This is a genomic window from Pseudoduganella aquatica, assembly GCF_009857595.1.
Lineage (GTDB): Bacteria > Pseudomonadota > Gammaproteobacteria > Burkholderiales > Burkholderiaceae_D > Rugamonas > Rugamonas aquatica_A.
The window spans coordinates 275,974-289,805 of the sequence record NZ_WWCU01000003.1 but is presented as its reverse complement, the minus strand read 5'-3'; the positions used below and the strand labels follow the sequence as shown (position 1 = coordinate 289,805).

Sequence of the window (13,832 nt, the reverse complement as noted above, 5' to 3'; positions counted from 1 at the left end):
TTTAGTCCAGCTCAGTTCAACATAATCACGCGGTCGCCCGGTCCGGCTTCGCATCCTGCGGCGGCCGGCGTCCATCCCTTGTGCACCACCACCTGCCGCGTATTGTGGCAGATCTCCGTGCGTTCGCTGGCAGGGTAGCGCTGCTGCACAAAGGCCTCCAGCGTGGACGGCAGGCTCACCTTCAATTTCATTTCATAGCGGTCTTGCGGCGGATGGTCGTCCAGGTGCACATGCGGCACGAAGTACGAGGCCAGCATGAGGAAGGGCGAGTTCACATCCACGCCCTGCGGCGCATAGCCCGACTCGCGCAGCCACGCCTGCGCGCGCATGCGCACGTCGTCGCCTGTGGCGAGGTTGCCCCACGCGGCCGCCAGCAGTTCGGCCACCCATTGATTGCAGTTCTGGTATTGCAGGCCGAAGGCGTAGGCATTCGCGCTGTAGGTGCCTGCCAGCAGGCCAAGCGCTATCTGCCCGTCCAGCGACGCCAGGCGCGCCGCGTTGGCCGCTTCCGCAGGCAGGCGCACCACGGAGATGTAGCCAAGCTTGGGATCGTCCGTGCCCATGACGAAGCCCGCCACGCCCTGGTCGAAGATGCGCGGACGGCTTTCGTCGCAGGAGTAGTAGAGCTGGCGCGTGGTCCAGGCGCCGCTGTCGCCGCGCCAGCCTATCGAGGCGTGGGAGTAGCGGATGTCGAAGCGGGACAGGTCAAGTCCTGAACGGCTCACCAGCGCGGCGCTGCCGCCGGGCTGGCCCAGTTCCTCGCGCACCACGGCGGCAAAGCGCAGCAGGCGGTCCTGCTCTGCGGCGGTGAGGGCGTTGGCGCGGTCGCAGAAGGTGGCGGCCTGCGCGCCGGAGGCCGGCGCCAACGTGGCCAGCACCGAAGCGGCCAGCGGCAGCGCGGCGGTCAGTCCGCGCGCGCGTGCCGCCAGGCGGGAAAAGCTCACAGATTGACGGGGCGCGCCGCCAGCTCGCTGTGCCAGTCGTCTTCCAGCACCAGGAAGAAGGCCTTCTGCGTGTCCGCGTGCGCGAACTCGAAGCCGTAGGAACGCGGCTGCGTCAGCACCACGCCGCCCAGCTCCAGGCCTTCCTTGGCGGCGATGGCCGCAGGCAGGTCCAGCACCAGCTGCTGTCCGTTTGCGTCGTGCTGCATGGTCAGGCGGGTGGTGTTGGCCTTGCCCGGTGCTGCCGCCATCTGGATGATGTGGTAAGGGCCGCCGGCGGTCTTCTTGTCGCCGCTGGAGCTGTTGCTCGAACCGTTCAGCGAGGTGGAGATGCTGCCGCTGGATGCGGAACCGGCGCTCGATGCGGACGAAGCGAAGCTGTCGGCCTGCGCGTTCATGGCCAGGGTGGCGGCGGCAACCGCAGTTGCCGACATGGCGGCTGCCTTGAATATCGATGCAAACTTCATTGTCAGTCCTATAATTACGCTGCTGCGAGCGAAAACCAGATAATACACGTATGATTTCCCGCTCACTACTATCGAAGGAAAAGCCATGTCCCTATCCATGTACCAGGTGTCGGTTCCGGTGTTTGTGCGCGGCCTCAAAGTGCTGTCCACGCTGCTGAAGAAGGGCGAGGAGCATGCCGATGCAAGTGGCATGGTGCCGGACATGCTGCTGGGCGCGCGCCTGGCCGAAGACATGCTGCCGCTGTCAGCACAGGTGCAGCGCGCCAGCGACGCGTCCAAGCTGTGCGTGGCGCGCCTGTGCGGCGTGGATGCGCCCAAGTTCGAAGACAACGAGGCCAGCTTCCAGCAACTGCAGGAGCGCATCGCCAAGACCATCGCGTATCTGGAAAGCGTGCCGCAGGCGCAGTTCGACGGCGCGGACGGGAGGGACGTGACGCTAACCTTCGGCGCCTTCAGCCAGTCCTTCACCGGCCAGGGCTATCTGCTCACCTTCGCGCTGCCGAACTTCTACTTCCACATCACCACCGCCCACGGCATTCTGCGCGCGCAGGGCGTGAAGATCGGCAAGCTGGATTACCTCGGGCCTTTCTGATTCAGCTGCCTGCTGCCACCGGCCACACCATCTCCAGTTCCATGCCGATGGAGCGCGCCAGGCCGTCCAGGTCCGGGAACAGCGTGGCGTTGGTGATGTTCATGCGGTACAGGGCTTTCATGGCCTCGTCGCGCATGGACTGCGGCAGCACGATCTGCTTGAGCAGGGCGCCGCTGTCGCCGTAGGCGGGCAGGATCTCGTCCAGCGGCTTGTCCAGCATGCCCGGCACCACCAGCGTGCCGGACTGCGCCACCAGGCGCCGGTCCATCTCGGTCGGCTCGCCGATCCAGATGATGGCGTGGCTGTTGGGCAGATAGAAGCGCGTGAAGTTGCCGCTCTCGCGCGGGTCGATATGGTCGCGGTCCATGCCGGGATCGGTGTGCGGCGCGGCGGTCCACAGGCGCGGCGTGTTCAGCGCGTACACGGCGGCGTCGCCGGTGGCGCGTTCCAGCGCGAAGAAGGCCGCCACGAAGGGCGACTTGGTGAAGTCCAGCAAACGGGTGGGCGCGCCGTGGTGCTGCATCAGCGCCAGGCAGCGCAGCGCGTTGTCCAGCACGGACGGATCGGTGAGGTAGTTGTGCGCCTTGCGGCGGAAGATGCGGATGGCGCGTTCCTCCCGTGCGCGCCAGCTGGCGCGGTCGGGGATGTAGGCGCTCAGGTAGCGCGACAATGACGTCATCAGCGGCCAGCGCACGTCCTGCTGGCCACGGAACGCCCAGCCGTCCAGCTCCGCGCTGAGGGCCATGAACTCGTTCCAGTTGCTGACGCTGATCTGTTCCATACGCTTCTCCTTTGGCGGGTTACGTGCTGCGCACTAACCCGCCCTACGTTACAGCAGGGCCACCGTAGGGCGGGTTAGCCGCGCAGCGGCGTAACCCGCCGCACGCGGCACCAGCCCATGCACCCCGTCGCCCGCGTTCAGCCGGAATACGCTCACCAGCCGCGCCAGTTCGGCTGCCCGGTCCTGCAGCGCCTGCGCCGCCGCCGCTGCCTGCTCCACCAGCGCCGCGTTCTGCTGCGTGGTTTCATCCATCTGCACCACCGCCTGGTTCACCTGCGCCAGGCCGCTGCTTTGCTCGGCGCTGGCCGATGCAATCTCGCTGATCGAATCGGCCACCTGCGCCACGCTGCTGACCACATTATGCATCGTCGCGCCGGCCTGCTGCGCCAGTTTGCCGCCGGTGGTCACGCTGGCGGTGGAGGCGTCGATCAGGTGCTTGATGTCCTTCGCCGCCGCCGCCGAACGCTGCGCCAGCGTGCGCACTTCGGACGCCACCACCGCGAAGCCGCGTCCCTGTTCGCCCGCGCGCGCCGCTTCCACGGCGGCGTTGAGCGCCAGGATATTGGTCTGGAACGCGATGCCGTCGATGACCCCGATGATATCGCCAATCTGGCGCGAGGACGCGCTGATGGCGTCCATCGTCGCCACCACCTGCTCCACCACCGAGCTGCTGCCCGTCGCGATGCCGGATGCGCCGTGCGCGCGCTCGCGCGCCTGCCGCGCATGCTCCGCGTTCTGGCTCACCGTGGCGGACAGCTCCTCCATGGCGGACGCGGTTTCCTCCAGCGCGCTGGCCTGCTGCTCGGTGCGGCCGGACAGGTCCAGGTTGCCCTGTGCGATCTCGCTGGCCGCGCCGGCGATGGCGTCGGTCCCGCTGCGCACTTCGCTGACGATGTTGCGCAAGCTGCCGTTCATCTCCTTGAGCGCCTGCAGCAGCTGGCCCACTTCGTCCTGCGAGCGCACTTCGATATCGCTGCTCAGGTCTCCGCTGGCCACGGTGCGCGCCACCCGCACCGCTTCGTGCAGCGGGCCGGTGATGGAGCGCGTGATCCACAGCCCGAAGCCCACCGCCAGCGCACACGCCGCGCCGGCCAGCAGCAGGATGTGCAGGCGCTTGCGCTGGTACAGTTCCGCCGCTTCGCGCCCGCTTTTTTCCATCAGCTTGCCGCCGCCGGCCAGGAAGCCCTTCATGCGCGCGGTGTAGGCCAGCTGGTCTTCGCGCAGCGTGGTCATGAGCAGCGTGGACGCGTCTATGGTGCCGCCGCTGCCCGCCAGTTTCATGAACTCGGCCTGGCCCGCCTGGTACTTGGCGCGCAGCGCCTGCATGTCCGCGTAGGCCTTGCGGCCCGCGTCGCTGGACAGCATGCCTTCCAGCTTGTTGAGCCCATCGGCAATGGCTTTCTCGCCCGCCGCGATGGAGGCGGTTTCCGCTTTCAGCATGTCCGGATTATCGGCCAGCAGCATATTGCGCATGGAGATGGCGTTTTCGTTCACCTGCATCAGCACGCTGGTGGTCAGCACCACTTGCGGATAGCGGTCGTCGACGATCTCGCTGGTGGCCTGGTGCAGGCTGGCCAGGCTTTGCACCGCCATCAGGACTATGCCGCCCAGCAGCACGATGATGGCGCCAAAGCCAGCCGCCAGCCGGGTGCCGATTTTGAGATTTGCAAACATGTGTAACTCCATGGAGAACGCCGCGCGGTCCCTGGCTAAGCCCGGACGGCGCGGCGTGTTGCTGCGAACGGGATCAGAACGAGTGGTGCACGCCCACCGTGGTCACCAGCTGGTTCTTGCCGTCAGCCGCGCCGGTGTTGTTCTGCAGCGCGAAGCGCGCCGTGCCGCTGGCCTTCTGGTACGCCGCCTGCACATAGAACTCGCTGCGCTTGGACAGCGCGTAGGCGTTGCCGATGCTGAACTGGTTGTACTTGGCGCCGCCCAGCTTGGAGTTGGTGAAGCCGAGGTTCAGCGTGTTGAGCGGGTTGTAGTTCCAGGCCGCGCCCAGGTCCGCGTTCTTCTGCTTGAAGCTGGACGCCGGCAGGTCCACCGTGTTCTGCGTGTACAGCGCGTTCAGGCGCCAGTCGCCAACCTTGTAGCCGCCGCCGGCCGCCCAGGTGGTCAGGCTGTTGAACACCGTTCCCGCATTGCCCAGGCCCAGCGTGCCGAGGAAGGTGCCGGCGTAGCCTGCGGCGCGGTCGTTCTGCTTGCTGTAGGCCAGCGCCAGGCGCAGCGGGCCGTTCACGTAGCTGGCGCCGGCGCTGGTGTTGCGGCCTTTGCTGCTGTCGCCCGGCTGTTCGCCCATGCCCACCATGGCGCTCACGGTCAGGCCGTTCATCGACGGCGAGGTGTAGCGCACGGCGTTGGTGAACTGGTAGGTGTTGGCCAGCGTGTCCAGGTTACCGGGGTGGAAAAGGTAGAAGTTCGTCAGCTGGAAGCCGTTGCTCAATTTGCCCGCGTAGTCGAACACGATGTCCGGCATATTGCCCAGGGTGACGCTGCCGAAATTGCCGGACAGGCCGACCATGGAAGTGCGGTTGAAGATCTTGCTGGCGTTGATGCTGGCGCCGGTGTCGGTGGCGAAGCCGCCTTCCAGCTGGAACACGGCTTTCAGGCCGCCGCCCAGGTCTTCCACGCCGCGGAAGCCGAAGCGGTCCGGCTGCATGGTGCCCTGGTCCACGCGCACGGTGGACTGGCCATTCAGGTTGCTCACGTAGGCCACGCCTGCATCCAGGCTGCCGTAGACGGTGACATTGCTTTGCGCCTGGGCCGCGCCGCCGGTGATGGCGGCGACGGTTGCTGCTGCTGCGTAGATGTGCTTCTTCATCGGAACTCCCCTTTTGTTATGGGCGGCATGAGCCGCGTTTCATGGATAAAACGTCGTTTCAAACTTGAATTGGGCGCAAAAAAAACCGGACGGATGCCGGTGGCGGGCTTTGGCGGGTTACGCGCTGCGCGCTAACCCGCCCTACGGGGCCTGTGCGTGGACATGTGCGTAGGGCGGGTTAGCCGCGCAGCGGCGTAACCCGCCATCACAGGTCGAGCACAAGCCGGTTCCCCTTGCAGCCGGACACGCAGACCATCATGGTCTTGCCCGACTCGCGTTCGGCCTTGGTCAGCACGCCGTCGCGGTGCTCCGGCACGCCGTCCAGCACCGCCGTTTCGCACGAGCCGCACACGCCTTCGCGGCAGCTGTGGTCCACGTCTATGCCGGCTTCCAGCAGCGCGTCGAGCAGCGATTTTCCGGCCGGGACCATCACCATCTTCTGCGACTTGGCCAGCTGGCATTCGTACTCGCTGCCCTGCATGGCCACCACCGGCTCGGCCGGGGCAAAGCGCTCGATGTGCACATTGGGCAGCTTCAGCTCCGCGCAGATGCTTTCAAAGGCATTGAGCATCGGCGTGGGGCCGCAGCAGTAGAAGTGCGCCGCTGCGGACTTGCTGGCCAGATAGCCGCGCAGGTCCGGCGGGCCGCCCGCTTCCTGGTCGAAGTGGGTTTGCGCGCGGCCTTCGGCCACCAGCTGGTCGACAAAGGCCGCCTCCTTGCGGCTGCGCGCGCAATACAGCAGCTCCACCGACTTGCCCATGCGGCGCAGCTCATTGAGCATGCTGTAGATGGGCGTGATGCCGATGCCGCCGGCGATCAGCACTGTGTGCGCGGCCGTCTCGTCGAGCGGGAAGTTGTTGCGCGGCGCGCCTATCTGTATCGTGGAGCCCACCCGCAGCTGCTCGTGCACATAGCGCGAGCCGCCGCGCGAGTTACGGTCTTGCAGCACGCCGATCACGTAGCGGCGCCGCTCCAGCGGAGAGTTCGACAGCGAGTAGCTGCGCACCACGCCGTTCGGCAGGTGCAGGTCGATGTGCGAACCGGCCGCGAAGGCTGGCAGTTCGGCGCCTTCCGGCGACACCAGCTCCACGCTGACGATGCCCTGCGCTTCGAAGCGCATGGCCTGCACGCGCACGGTGATTTGTTGGGTGTTACTCATGGCGGTTGCTCCCGATACTCTCGTAAGTCTTAGGCAGTCTTTTCTTCAGCGGCGGCGATCTGCGCCTTGGCCAGGCCGCGCAGGTGGCGGCGCAGGCGCACGATGCCCATGTCGTGCTGGTACAGCATCTCGCGCTGGTTGGCGTCCGGCTCCATCGCCTCCAGGATCTCGCGGTCCTGTTCCAGCACGTGCCAGTGGCGCGCTTCCAGGCGATTCTTGTACAGGAAGCGCCAGGTGTCGCGCTGCCAGCCTTCCACCTTGCGCACGCGCCAGAAGAACACGGCGGTGGCGCCTTCCTCCATCGGCGCATAGCCGCCGATGATGATGAAGTTGCCGCCCGGGCCGCCGGTCTTCGGATACGGGATCTCAAGGCGCATCCACTGGATGCCGGTTTCGGCGTATTCGGTCCAGTCGAAGTTCACGCCGCGCTGGCCTTCCTTCTCGAAGACGAAGCCGGTGTCGGTGTCGCGCACGCGGAAGGCGGCGGTCGATTCGCCTTCGGCCATGGAGTGCGACTGCTTGTGCAGGAAGGTGCCGTGCATCGGGTCGAGCACGTTGTCCAGCACGTAGCGGTAGTCGCCGTTCCACTCGGCGTAGCACAGGAAGTTGGAGTACTCGGGCGCGGTCAGTTCAGGCGGCAGTTCGAGCGGCGGCGGCTGGTCCACGTCCTTGCTGGCGTTGTAGAGGAAGATGGCGCCGGCTGCTTCCTGCACGTGGAAGGAGCGGGTGGCTTTTGCGCCTTCCAGCTTGCATCCGGGGCTGCCCGGCACGCTGGTCACCACGCCGTCGAAGCGCACTTGTACGCCGTGGTAGCCGCAGGCGATACGGTCGCCCAGCACGATACCTTTCGACAGCGGCGCGCCACGGTGCGGGCAGTGGTCTTCCAGCGCGTGCAGCTTGCCGCTCGCTTCGCGCCACAGCACGAATTTGCGGCCCAGGCGGCGCAGCGAGACGGGACGTTCGGCGACAAAGCCCGACGGGCAGATGGGGTACCACAGGTCTTTCAGGCCGGCTGCGAGGACGGCGTCTACTGGGTCGTTGGCTACGGTTCTCATGGCTTGTCCTTCCTGATCAGCATTCAGCGGCCAGGCGCGCAACTTCGGCCTGGTATCCTTCTTCGGTCCACGCGCCGCCGCCGGGGAAGCCGGGGCCGGTGCGGTTCAAGTGCGCCACCAGCGCGGCGAGGTCGGCGATGCCGGACGCGAAAGCGCGTTCGATGGAATCGCCCAGCAGGTCCTCGTAGCCGGTGGGTTCACGGCGGCGGGTCTGGTGCACGGTGAGATAACGTTCTTGCATGATGATTCTCCGTTCAGGACTTTGGTTTGTCGGTCAGGAATTTGCCTTCTGGGGCTTTCGCGTTGCGTTGCCTGCGCGTGTTGCCATCCAGGCCGCCTTCGATGGCCCACTCGGCGAACACCGTGGGGCCGGGTTCGAATTCGCGCGGTTCCCAGTGCTCGTCCAGCTGGTCTTCGTCGGCGTAGTACTCGATCAGGCCGCCGGCCGGATTCTTGAAGTACCAGAAGTAGGCCGACGAAATCGGATGGCGGCCCGGTCCCAGCTGCGTGTCCCAGCCCTGGCGCGACATGTGCATGCCGCCGCCGAACACTTCGTGGATGTCGCGCACGGTGAAGGCCACGTGGTTCAGGCCAGCTTTCGGGTCCGGCGTTTGCAGCAGGAAGATGTCGTGGTGGCCGCCCACGTCGGCGCAGCGCAGGAAGGCGCCGCGGCCCGGGTAGCTGTCCGACTGCACAAAGCCGAAGTGCTTGCGGTAGAAGGCTTCGCAGGCCGCCACGTCCTTCACGAAGAACACCACGTGGCCCACTTCGATGGGTGTGGCGCGTTCGTAGGCCGGGCTGCGCTGGTTCACGCGCGGGCGGTGCGACCAGGTGTTCATCTCGGCGCATTCCACGTCCACGTCCTGCTTGCGCGTCACCTGGAAGCGCACGGCCAGGCCGTTCGGGTCGGTGCAGCCGATGCGGCCGGCGGCGGCGTCTTCGTAAGCGCCGGGCAGGCCGCGCACGATGGCGCCGAAGCGGTCCATCACTTCAGCCGAGGACACGCCCCACACCACTTCGCGCAGCGTCGGGCCGGCTTCGATGGCGGGCGGCAGCGCCGGGTCGTCCGAGCGGCGCACCAGCACGCGGCAGCCGTTCAGCGTTTCGAATGCCAGCAGGCCTTCGTTTTCTTCCACCAGCTTCAGGCCCCAGTCGGAGAAGAAGGTTTTGCAGGCGGGCAGGTCGTCCGCGCCGTAGGTGATTTCATCAATGCCAAGAACATCCATTATTTCGCTCCCTGCGCCCACGGCAGCGGCATGTGGTTCATGCCCCAGTAGACGCTTTTCTGTTCCATGTATTGCAGAATGCCGAGCCGGCCCTTTTCGCGTCCCAGGCCGCTGTCGCGCCAGCCGCCGAACGGGGTCGAAATCGAAAACTGCTTATAGGTGTTGATCCACACGTTCCCGGCCTGCACCGCGCGGGCGTAGCGCCAGGCCTTCTTGTAGTCCTGGGTCCAGATGCCGGCCGCCAGCGCGTACACGCTGTCGTTGGCCTGCCTGATCAGGTCATCCTCGTCGCTGAAGGGCATGGCCACCAGCACCGGGCCGAAGATCTCTTCCTGGCAGATGCGCCAGTCGTTCTTCACGCCTTCGATAATGGTGGGCAGGTAGTAATTGCCCTTGTCGAAAGCGGCGCCTTGCGGACGCATGCCGCCCACGCGGATGCGGCCGCCCTCGGCCACGCCCAGCGCCACATAGGACTCGATGCTGTCGCGGTGGCGCGCGGTGATCAGCGGGCCGAGCTGGGTTTTCTCGTCGGCCGGGTCGCCCACGCGCAGCGCGGCGGCGCCAGCTGCCAGGCGTTCCATGAAGCTGTCGTAGATGCGGTGCGCCACGAACAGGCGCGAACCGGCGATGCACGATTCGCCCGAGCTGCTGAAGATCCCGTACAGCACGCCGGCCACGGCGTGGTCCAGGTCCGCGTCCTCGAACACGATGGTGGGCGACTTGCCGCCCAGTTCCAGCGACACCGGCATCATCTTGTCCGCCGCGATATGGGCGATGTGCTTGCCGGTGCTGGTGCCGCCGGTGAAGGACACGCGCTTGACCAGCGGGTGCAGGGTGATGGCGTCGCCGATGACCGAGCCTTTACCCGGCAACACGCTGATCAGGCCAGCAGGCACGCCCGCTTCGATGCAGATGCGCGCCAGTTCCAGCGCGGCCAGCGGCGTGACTTCGGCGGGTTTAACCACCACCGCGTTGCCGGCCGCCAGTGCGGGCGCCATCTTCTGCGCTTCGCTGGCGATGGGCGAGTTCCACGGCGTGATGGCGGCCACCACGCCCATGGGCTCGTACACGCTCATGGTGAGGTTGTCGCCGCGCGCCGGGGTGATGGTCTCCTCCAGCGTTTCGCAGGCTGCGGCGAAGAACTGGAAGGTGGCGGCGGCGCTGGCCACCAGGTTGCGCGTCTCGGTGATCGGCTTGCCGTTGTCCAGGCGCTGCATCTGCGCCAGTTCCTCGCCGCGTTCGCGTATCAGCTGCGCCACCTTGTTCAGCACGGCGGCGCGCTCGTGCGGCTTGCGCTGCGCCCAGCCGCTGGTGCGGAAGGCATGGTCGGCGCGCTCGATGGCTTCGTTCACGTCGGCCACGCTGGCGGCGTTCAGGTAGGCCACCGGTTCGCCGGTGGCCGGGTACAGCGTGGCGTACTTGTCGCCGCCGCCGAGGCGCCATTCGCCTGCGACGCAGATTTGTTGGGTGATGTTCGGGTTCATCTGTCTTCCCTTAGATCGAGAGGGCGTGCGCGCGGTTGTTCAGTGCGCGCACCACGCTGAATACCGTCAGCGCGGAAGTCTTGGGATTGGCCGCCAGCGGCTTGCCGCGCATGGTCAGCTCGAAGCCGCCGAAGGCGCCGCTGGCTTCCACGTGGTGCACGTTCTCCGTCACGCCGGGGTCGGCCAGCAGGCGCACCTGCGTGTGGTCCAGGCCCAGGCCCGCCAGCGACAGCGTGGCCGCCACGTTGGCGTTCTTCGGATACAGGCGCGCCGCTTCGCGCGCCGTGCCTTCGAAGATCACGGTGGCCTGCGTCAGCGCGTCCAGGTCCACCACTTTTTCCGCAGGGGTGTCCTTCCACGCGCCGGGCGGCTTGCGGCCGGTGTACACCACCGAATCGAGGCCGCCGATGCGGGCCGCCGACAGCGCGTCGATGGCGCCGATGGCGCCGGACAGCAGCTGCACCTGGGTCTTGCCGCGCTGCGCCGCCTGTTCCAGCTTGTCAGCCAGGCCGTATTCGGACAGCGCGCCCACCGACACCACCATGCACGGAATGCCGCTTTCCAGCGCAGGGATGATGTGCTCCTCGATGGCGAGGTGGCCCGCGCATTCGATCAGCAGGTCGGGACGGCTGCCGTTCAGGCCCACGTCCACCCGGGTGTGCGGGCACAGTTCGCGCACCGTGGCGCCGGCGTGTTCCAGGCCGGACTGCGGCACGATCACCAGGTCGAACACCACCTCGGGATCCGTCTTGAGCAGCTCCATCACGCCGACGCCGATGGCGCCGCAACCTATCATCGATACATGCAGCATGGCGGTTCCTTAAGCGGTGGCTTCGGCAGGCGTTTCGGTCTTCACCGGAGGACCGGCGAAGGCGGTCTTGAAGCTGCCGATCGACAGCATGTCGATCTCCAGCAGGAAGGGGCCCGGTTCGGCCAGCGCGGTGCGCAATGCCTCTCCTGCGTCGGCCAGCTTGCTCACGCGGGCGTGGCGCAGCTGCAGCGAATGCGACAGCTCGGCGTAGTCCGGCGTGTGCAGGTCCACGTAGTGGCGGCGGCCGCCGTACTGCACGTCCTGGATGTTCTTGATCACGCCGTAGCCCTTGTCGTTCATCAGCACGATGACCATGTCCGCCTTCTCCTGCACGGCGGTCGCCAGCTCGCCCAGGTTCAGGATGAAGCCGCCGTCGCCGGCCAGCGTGAAGGTCTTCTTGCCCGAGTTGGTGACGGCCGCGCCGATGGCCGCGCCTATGCCCATGGCCAGGCCCTGGCCGATGCCGCCGCCCAGCGCGTGCACGCCTGCCAGCGGATCGAAGATGCGCAGATAGCGGTTGCCCCAGGTGGAGTTGGACACCGTCACGTCGCGCACCCAGTTGAAGCGGCGGCCTGCGGCTTGCTGCAGCTGGTCCACCAGCGCGCTGTAAGGGCCAAGGCCGTCAACCAGGCCCGCCACGGCGGTGTCGCGCGCTTTTTGCAGGTCGCCGATGAAGCCCGGGTCCACCTGCATCTTGCCTTCCAGGCGGTCTGCCAGCGCCTCCAGCGCCAGCTCGGCGTCGCCGCAGACGAAGTAGTCGCTCTTGTAGCAGCGGCCTTCGGCGGCGGGGTCGGCGTCGATGCGGTACAGCGCGCGCGGCAGTTTCAGTTCGTACTTCAGCGTCTCATTGCCGCGCAGGCGGGAGCCCACCACCAGCATGGCGTCGCAGGTCTGGTAGAAGTTCTCGACAGGCTTGTGCAGGTTGAAGGCGCCCAGCGAACGCGGGTCGTCTTCCGCCACCACGCCACGGCCCTGGGTGGTGGTGACCACGCCGAAGCCCATGTCCAGCAGGCGCTGCACCTGCCTGGCCGCGCCACGGCTGCCGCCGCCCAGCCACAGCATGGGGCGCTTGGCGTTTTTCAGCTGCGCGGCCAGTTCGTCCAGCGCGTGCACGGACGGTTCGTTGCGCTGGATGGGCAGCGGCTTGAAGTCGGACGGCATGTCGATCAGCGCGGCCTGGATGTCGATCGGGATCTCAACGCTGACGGGACCCATGGGCGGCGTCAGCGCGATCTGGACGGCCTGCTTGACGGTGCTCAGCGCGGTGTCCGTGCTGCGGATGCGGAAGGCGGCTTTCGACACGGCCTTCAGCATGGTCAGCTGGTCCGGCGCTTCGTGGATATAGGACAGGCTCTGGTCCAGGTAGGGCGTTTCAATCTGGCCGGTCAGGTGCAGCAGCGGCGTGCCTGCGGTCAGCGCTTCCACCATGGCGCCGGCGGCGTTGCCCGCCGCGGTGCCGGTCGAGGTCAGGCATACGCCCAGGCCGCCGGTGCTGCGTGCATACGAGTCGGCCATATTGGCGCCGCCCGCTTCGCCGCGCGCCGGGATGAAGCGGATCTGTCCGCGTTCGCCGAAGGCGTCCAGGATGGGCATGTTGTGGATGGAGATCACGCCGAAGGCAGCTTTCACGCCGCACTGTTCGAGGAAAGCGGCGATGGCGCCGCCGACGGTGATTTGTTTGGTATTAGACATGGCGTGAAAGTCCTCCAGAGACGTCGATATGGCTGCCGGTAGTGTAGGAAGAGAGCGGAGAGGCCAGGAACACGATGGCGCGCGCTGCTTCTTCGGGGAGGCCGAGACGGCCGATTTGAATCTGTTTTTTCTGTGCCAGGCGGCGCGTCCACGCGGCCCAGTCCAGGTGCTGGTCTTCTTCGGGGCGGGCGTCGAAGCGGCGCTTCCACTGGCCCGATTCCACCAGGCCGATCAGGATGCCGTTCACGCGCACGCCGTCCGGCGCGAACTCGGTGGCCAGCGAGCGCACCAGGTTGTGCACGCCGGCACGCGCGGCGGACGTGGCCACCATGTGCGGTTCCGGCTGCACCGCCAGCAGCGAGTTGACGCAGACCACGGCGGCGTCGGCCGAGTTTTTCAGCTGCGGCAGGAAGGCGCGGGTGGGGTGGATGATGGAGAAGAATTTCAAGCGCAGTTCTTCCATCCACGCTTCGTCGGCGGTGTCGGCGAAGGTCGACACGCGGCCCTGGCCGGCGTTGTTGACCAGGATGGACGCGGCGCCCAGTTCCTGCTCCACGCGGGCGGCGAAGGCGGCCACCTGTTCCGGCGCCAGCACGTCGCAGCTTTGCGCCAGCAGGCGCGCGGCGGGGAAGCGCTCGCGCAGTTTGGCCACGGCCGTGTCGAGGCGGGCGGCGTCGCGGCCGCACAGGGCCACGGCGGCGCCGGCTTCGAGCAGCAGTTCCACGGTGGCGTAGCCGATGCCGGACGAGCCGCCCGTCACCACCGCCACCCGGCCTGCAAGATTGGTCATGCTCATTATGTGC

General features: G+C 66.9%; 14 protein-coding genes. 1 reads left to right on the top strand and 13 read right to left on the bottom strand.

All coding sequences use genetic code 11. The annotated features are described in order from the left end of the window. Positions 1-11: 11 nt before the first annotated feature. Together GTP77_RS04940 and GTP77_RS04935 are read right to left on the bottom strand one after the other, a co-directional pair. On the bottom strand, positions 12-944 hold the full coding sequence (locus tag GTP77_RS04940; protein ID WP_371869326.1) for a DUF2145 domain-containing protein: 933 nt from the start codon (positions 942-944) through the stop codon (positions 12-14). Then, entirely contained in the window at positions 941-1,375 is a 435-nt protein-coding gene (locus GTP77_RS04935) for a hypothetical protein (RefSeq protein WP_161071056.1), read from the bottom strand. The genes GTP77_RS04940 and GTP77_RS04935 overlap by 4 nt, the downstream gene beginning before the upstream one ends. A gap of 118 nt (positions 1,376-1,493) precedes the next feature. Between GTP77_RS04935 and GTP77_RS04930 the strand changes: the two genes are divergently transcribed. Further along, positions 1,494-2,000, top strand: coding sequence for a DUF1993 domain-containing protein (locus tag GTP77_RS04930; RefSeq protein WP_161071055.1), 507 nt, complete (start codon positions 1,494-1,496; stop codon positions 1,998-2,000). 1 nt (position 2,001) lies between these two features. Here the strand turns inward: GTP77_RS04930 and GTP77_RS04925 are convergent, their stop codons facing one another. The 11 genes from GTP77_RS04925 to GTP77_RS04875 all read right to left on the bottom strand — a co-directional run bounded on the left by GTP77_RS04925 (position 2,002) and on the right by GTP77_RS04875 (position 13,825). After that, positions 2,002-2,781 carry an FRG domain-containing protein gene (locus GTP77_RS04925; protein ID WP_161071054.1) on the bottom strand — a complete coding sequence of 260 codons (780 nt, stop codon included), beginning with the start codon at positions 2,779-2,781 and terminating at the stop codon, positions 2,002-2,004. 48 nt (positions 2,782-2,829) lie between these two features. Then, on the bottom strand, positions 2,830-4,455 hold the full coding sequence (locus GTP77_RS31025) for a methyl-accepting chemotaxis protein (protein ID WP_161071053.1): 1,626 nt from the start codon (positions 4,453-4,455) through the stop codon (positions 2,830-2,832). A gap of 73 nt (positions 4,456-4,528) precedes the next feature. Continuing rightward, positions 4,529-5,602, bottom strand: coding sequence for a porin (locus GTP77_RS04915; RefSeq protein WP_161071052.1), 1,074 nt, complete (start codon positions 5,600-5,602; stop codon positions 4,529-4,531). A 205-nt stretch (positions 5,603-5,807) separates the two neighbouring features. After that, positions 5,808-6,761: a PDR/VanB family oxidoreductase gene (locus tag GTP77_RS04910; protein ID WP_161071051.1), complete on the bottom strand. Its 954-nt coding sequence runs from the start codon at positions 6,759-6,761 to the stop codon at positions 5,808-5,810. A 29-nt stretch (positions 6,762-6,790) separates the two neighbouring features. Continuing rightward, positions 6,791-7,816 (bottom strand): Rieske 2Fe-2S domain-containing protein, encoded by a 1,026-nt coding sequence (locus GTP77_RS04905; protein ID WP_161071050.1) that lies wholly within the window; start codon positions 7,814-7,816, stop codon positions 6,791-6,793. 16 nt (positions 7,817-7,832) lie between these two features. Beyond that, positions 7,833-8,057: a recombinase-like helix-turn-helix domain-containing protein gene (locus tag GTP77_RS04900; RefSeq protein WP_161071049.1), complete on the bottom strand. Its 225-nt coding sequence runs from the start codon at positions 8,055-8,057 to the stop codon at positions 7,833-7,835. 13 nt (positions 8,058-8,070) lie between these two features. Next, positions 8,071-9,042 carry a VOC family protein gene (locus GTP77_RS04895; protein ID WP_161071048.1) on the bottom strand — a complete coding sequence of 324 codons (972 nt, stop codon included), beginning with the start codon at positions 9,040-9,042 and terminating at the stop codon, positions 8,071-8,073. Next, positions 9,042-10,526: an aldehyde dehydrogenase gene (locus tag GTP77_RS04890; protein ID WP_161071047.1), complete on the bottom strand. Its 1,485-nt coding sequence runs from the start codon at positions 10,524-10,526 to the stop codon at positions 9,042-9,044. The genes GTP77_RS04895 and GTP77_RS04890 overlap by 1 nt, the downstream gene beginning before the upstream one ends. Before the next feature lie 10 nt (positions 10,527-10,536). Next, a complete protein-coding gene (locus tag GTP77_RS04885; protein WP_161071046.1) occupies positions 10,537-11,337 on the bottom strand; it encodes an aspartate dehydrogenase in 801 nt (266 codons plus the stop codon). 9 nt (positions 11,338-11,346) lie between these two features. Further along, positions 11,347-13,029, bottom strand: coding sequence for a thiamine pyrophosphate-binding protein (locus GTP77_RS04880; RefSeq protein WP_161071045.1), 1,683 nt, complete (start codon positions 13,027-13,029; stop codon positions 11,347-11,349). Continuing rightward, positions 13,022-13,825, bottom strand: coding sequence for an SDR family oxidoreductase (locus GTP77_RS04875; protein WP_161071044.1), 804 nt, complete (start codon positions 13,823-13,825; stop codon positions 13,022-13,024). Before GTP77_RS04875 ends, GTP77_RS04880 begins: the two co-directional genes overlap by 8 nt. Positions 13,826-13,832: the final 7 nt, after the last annotated feature.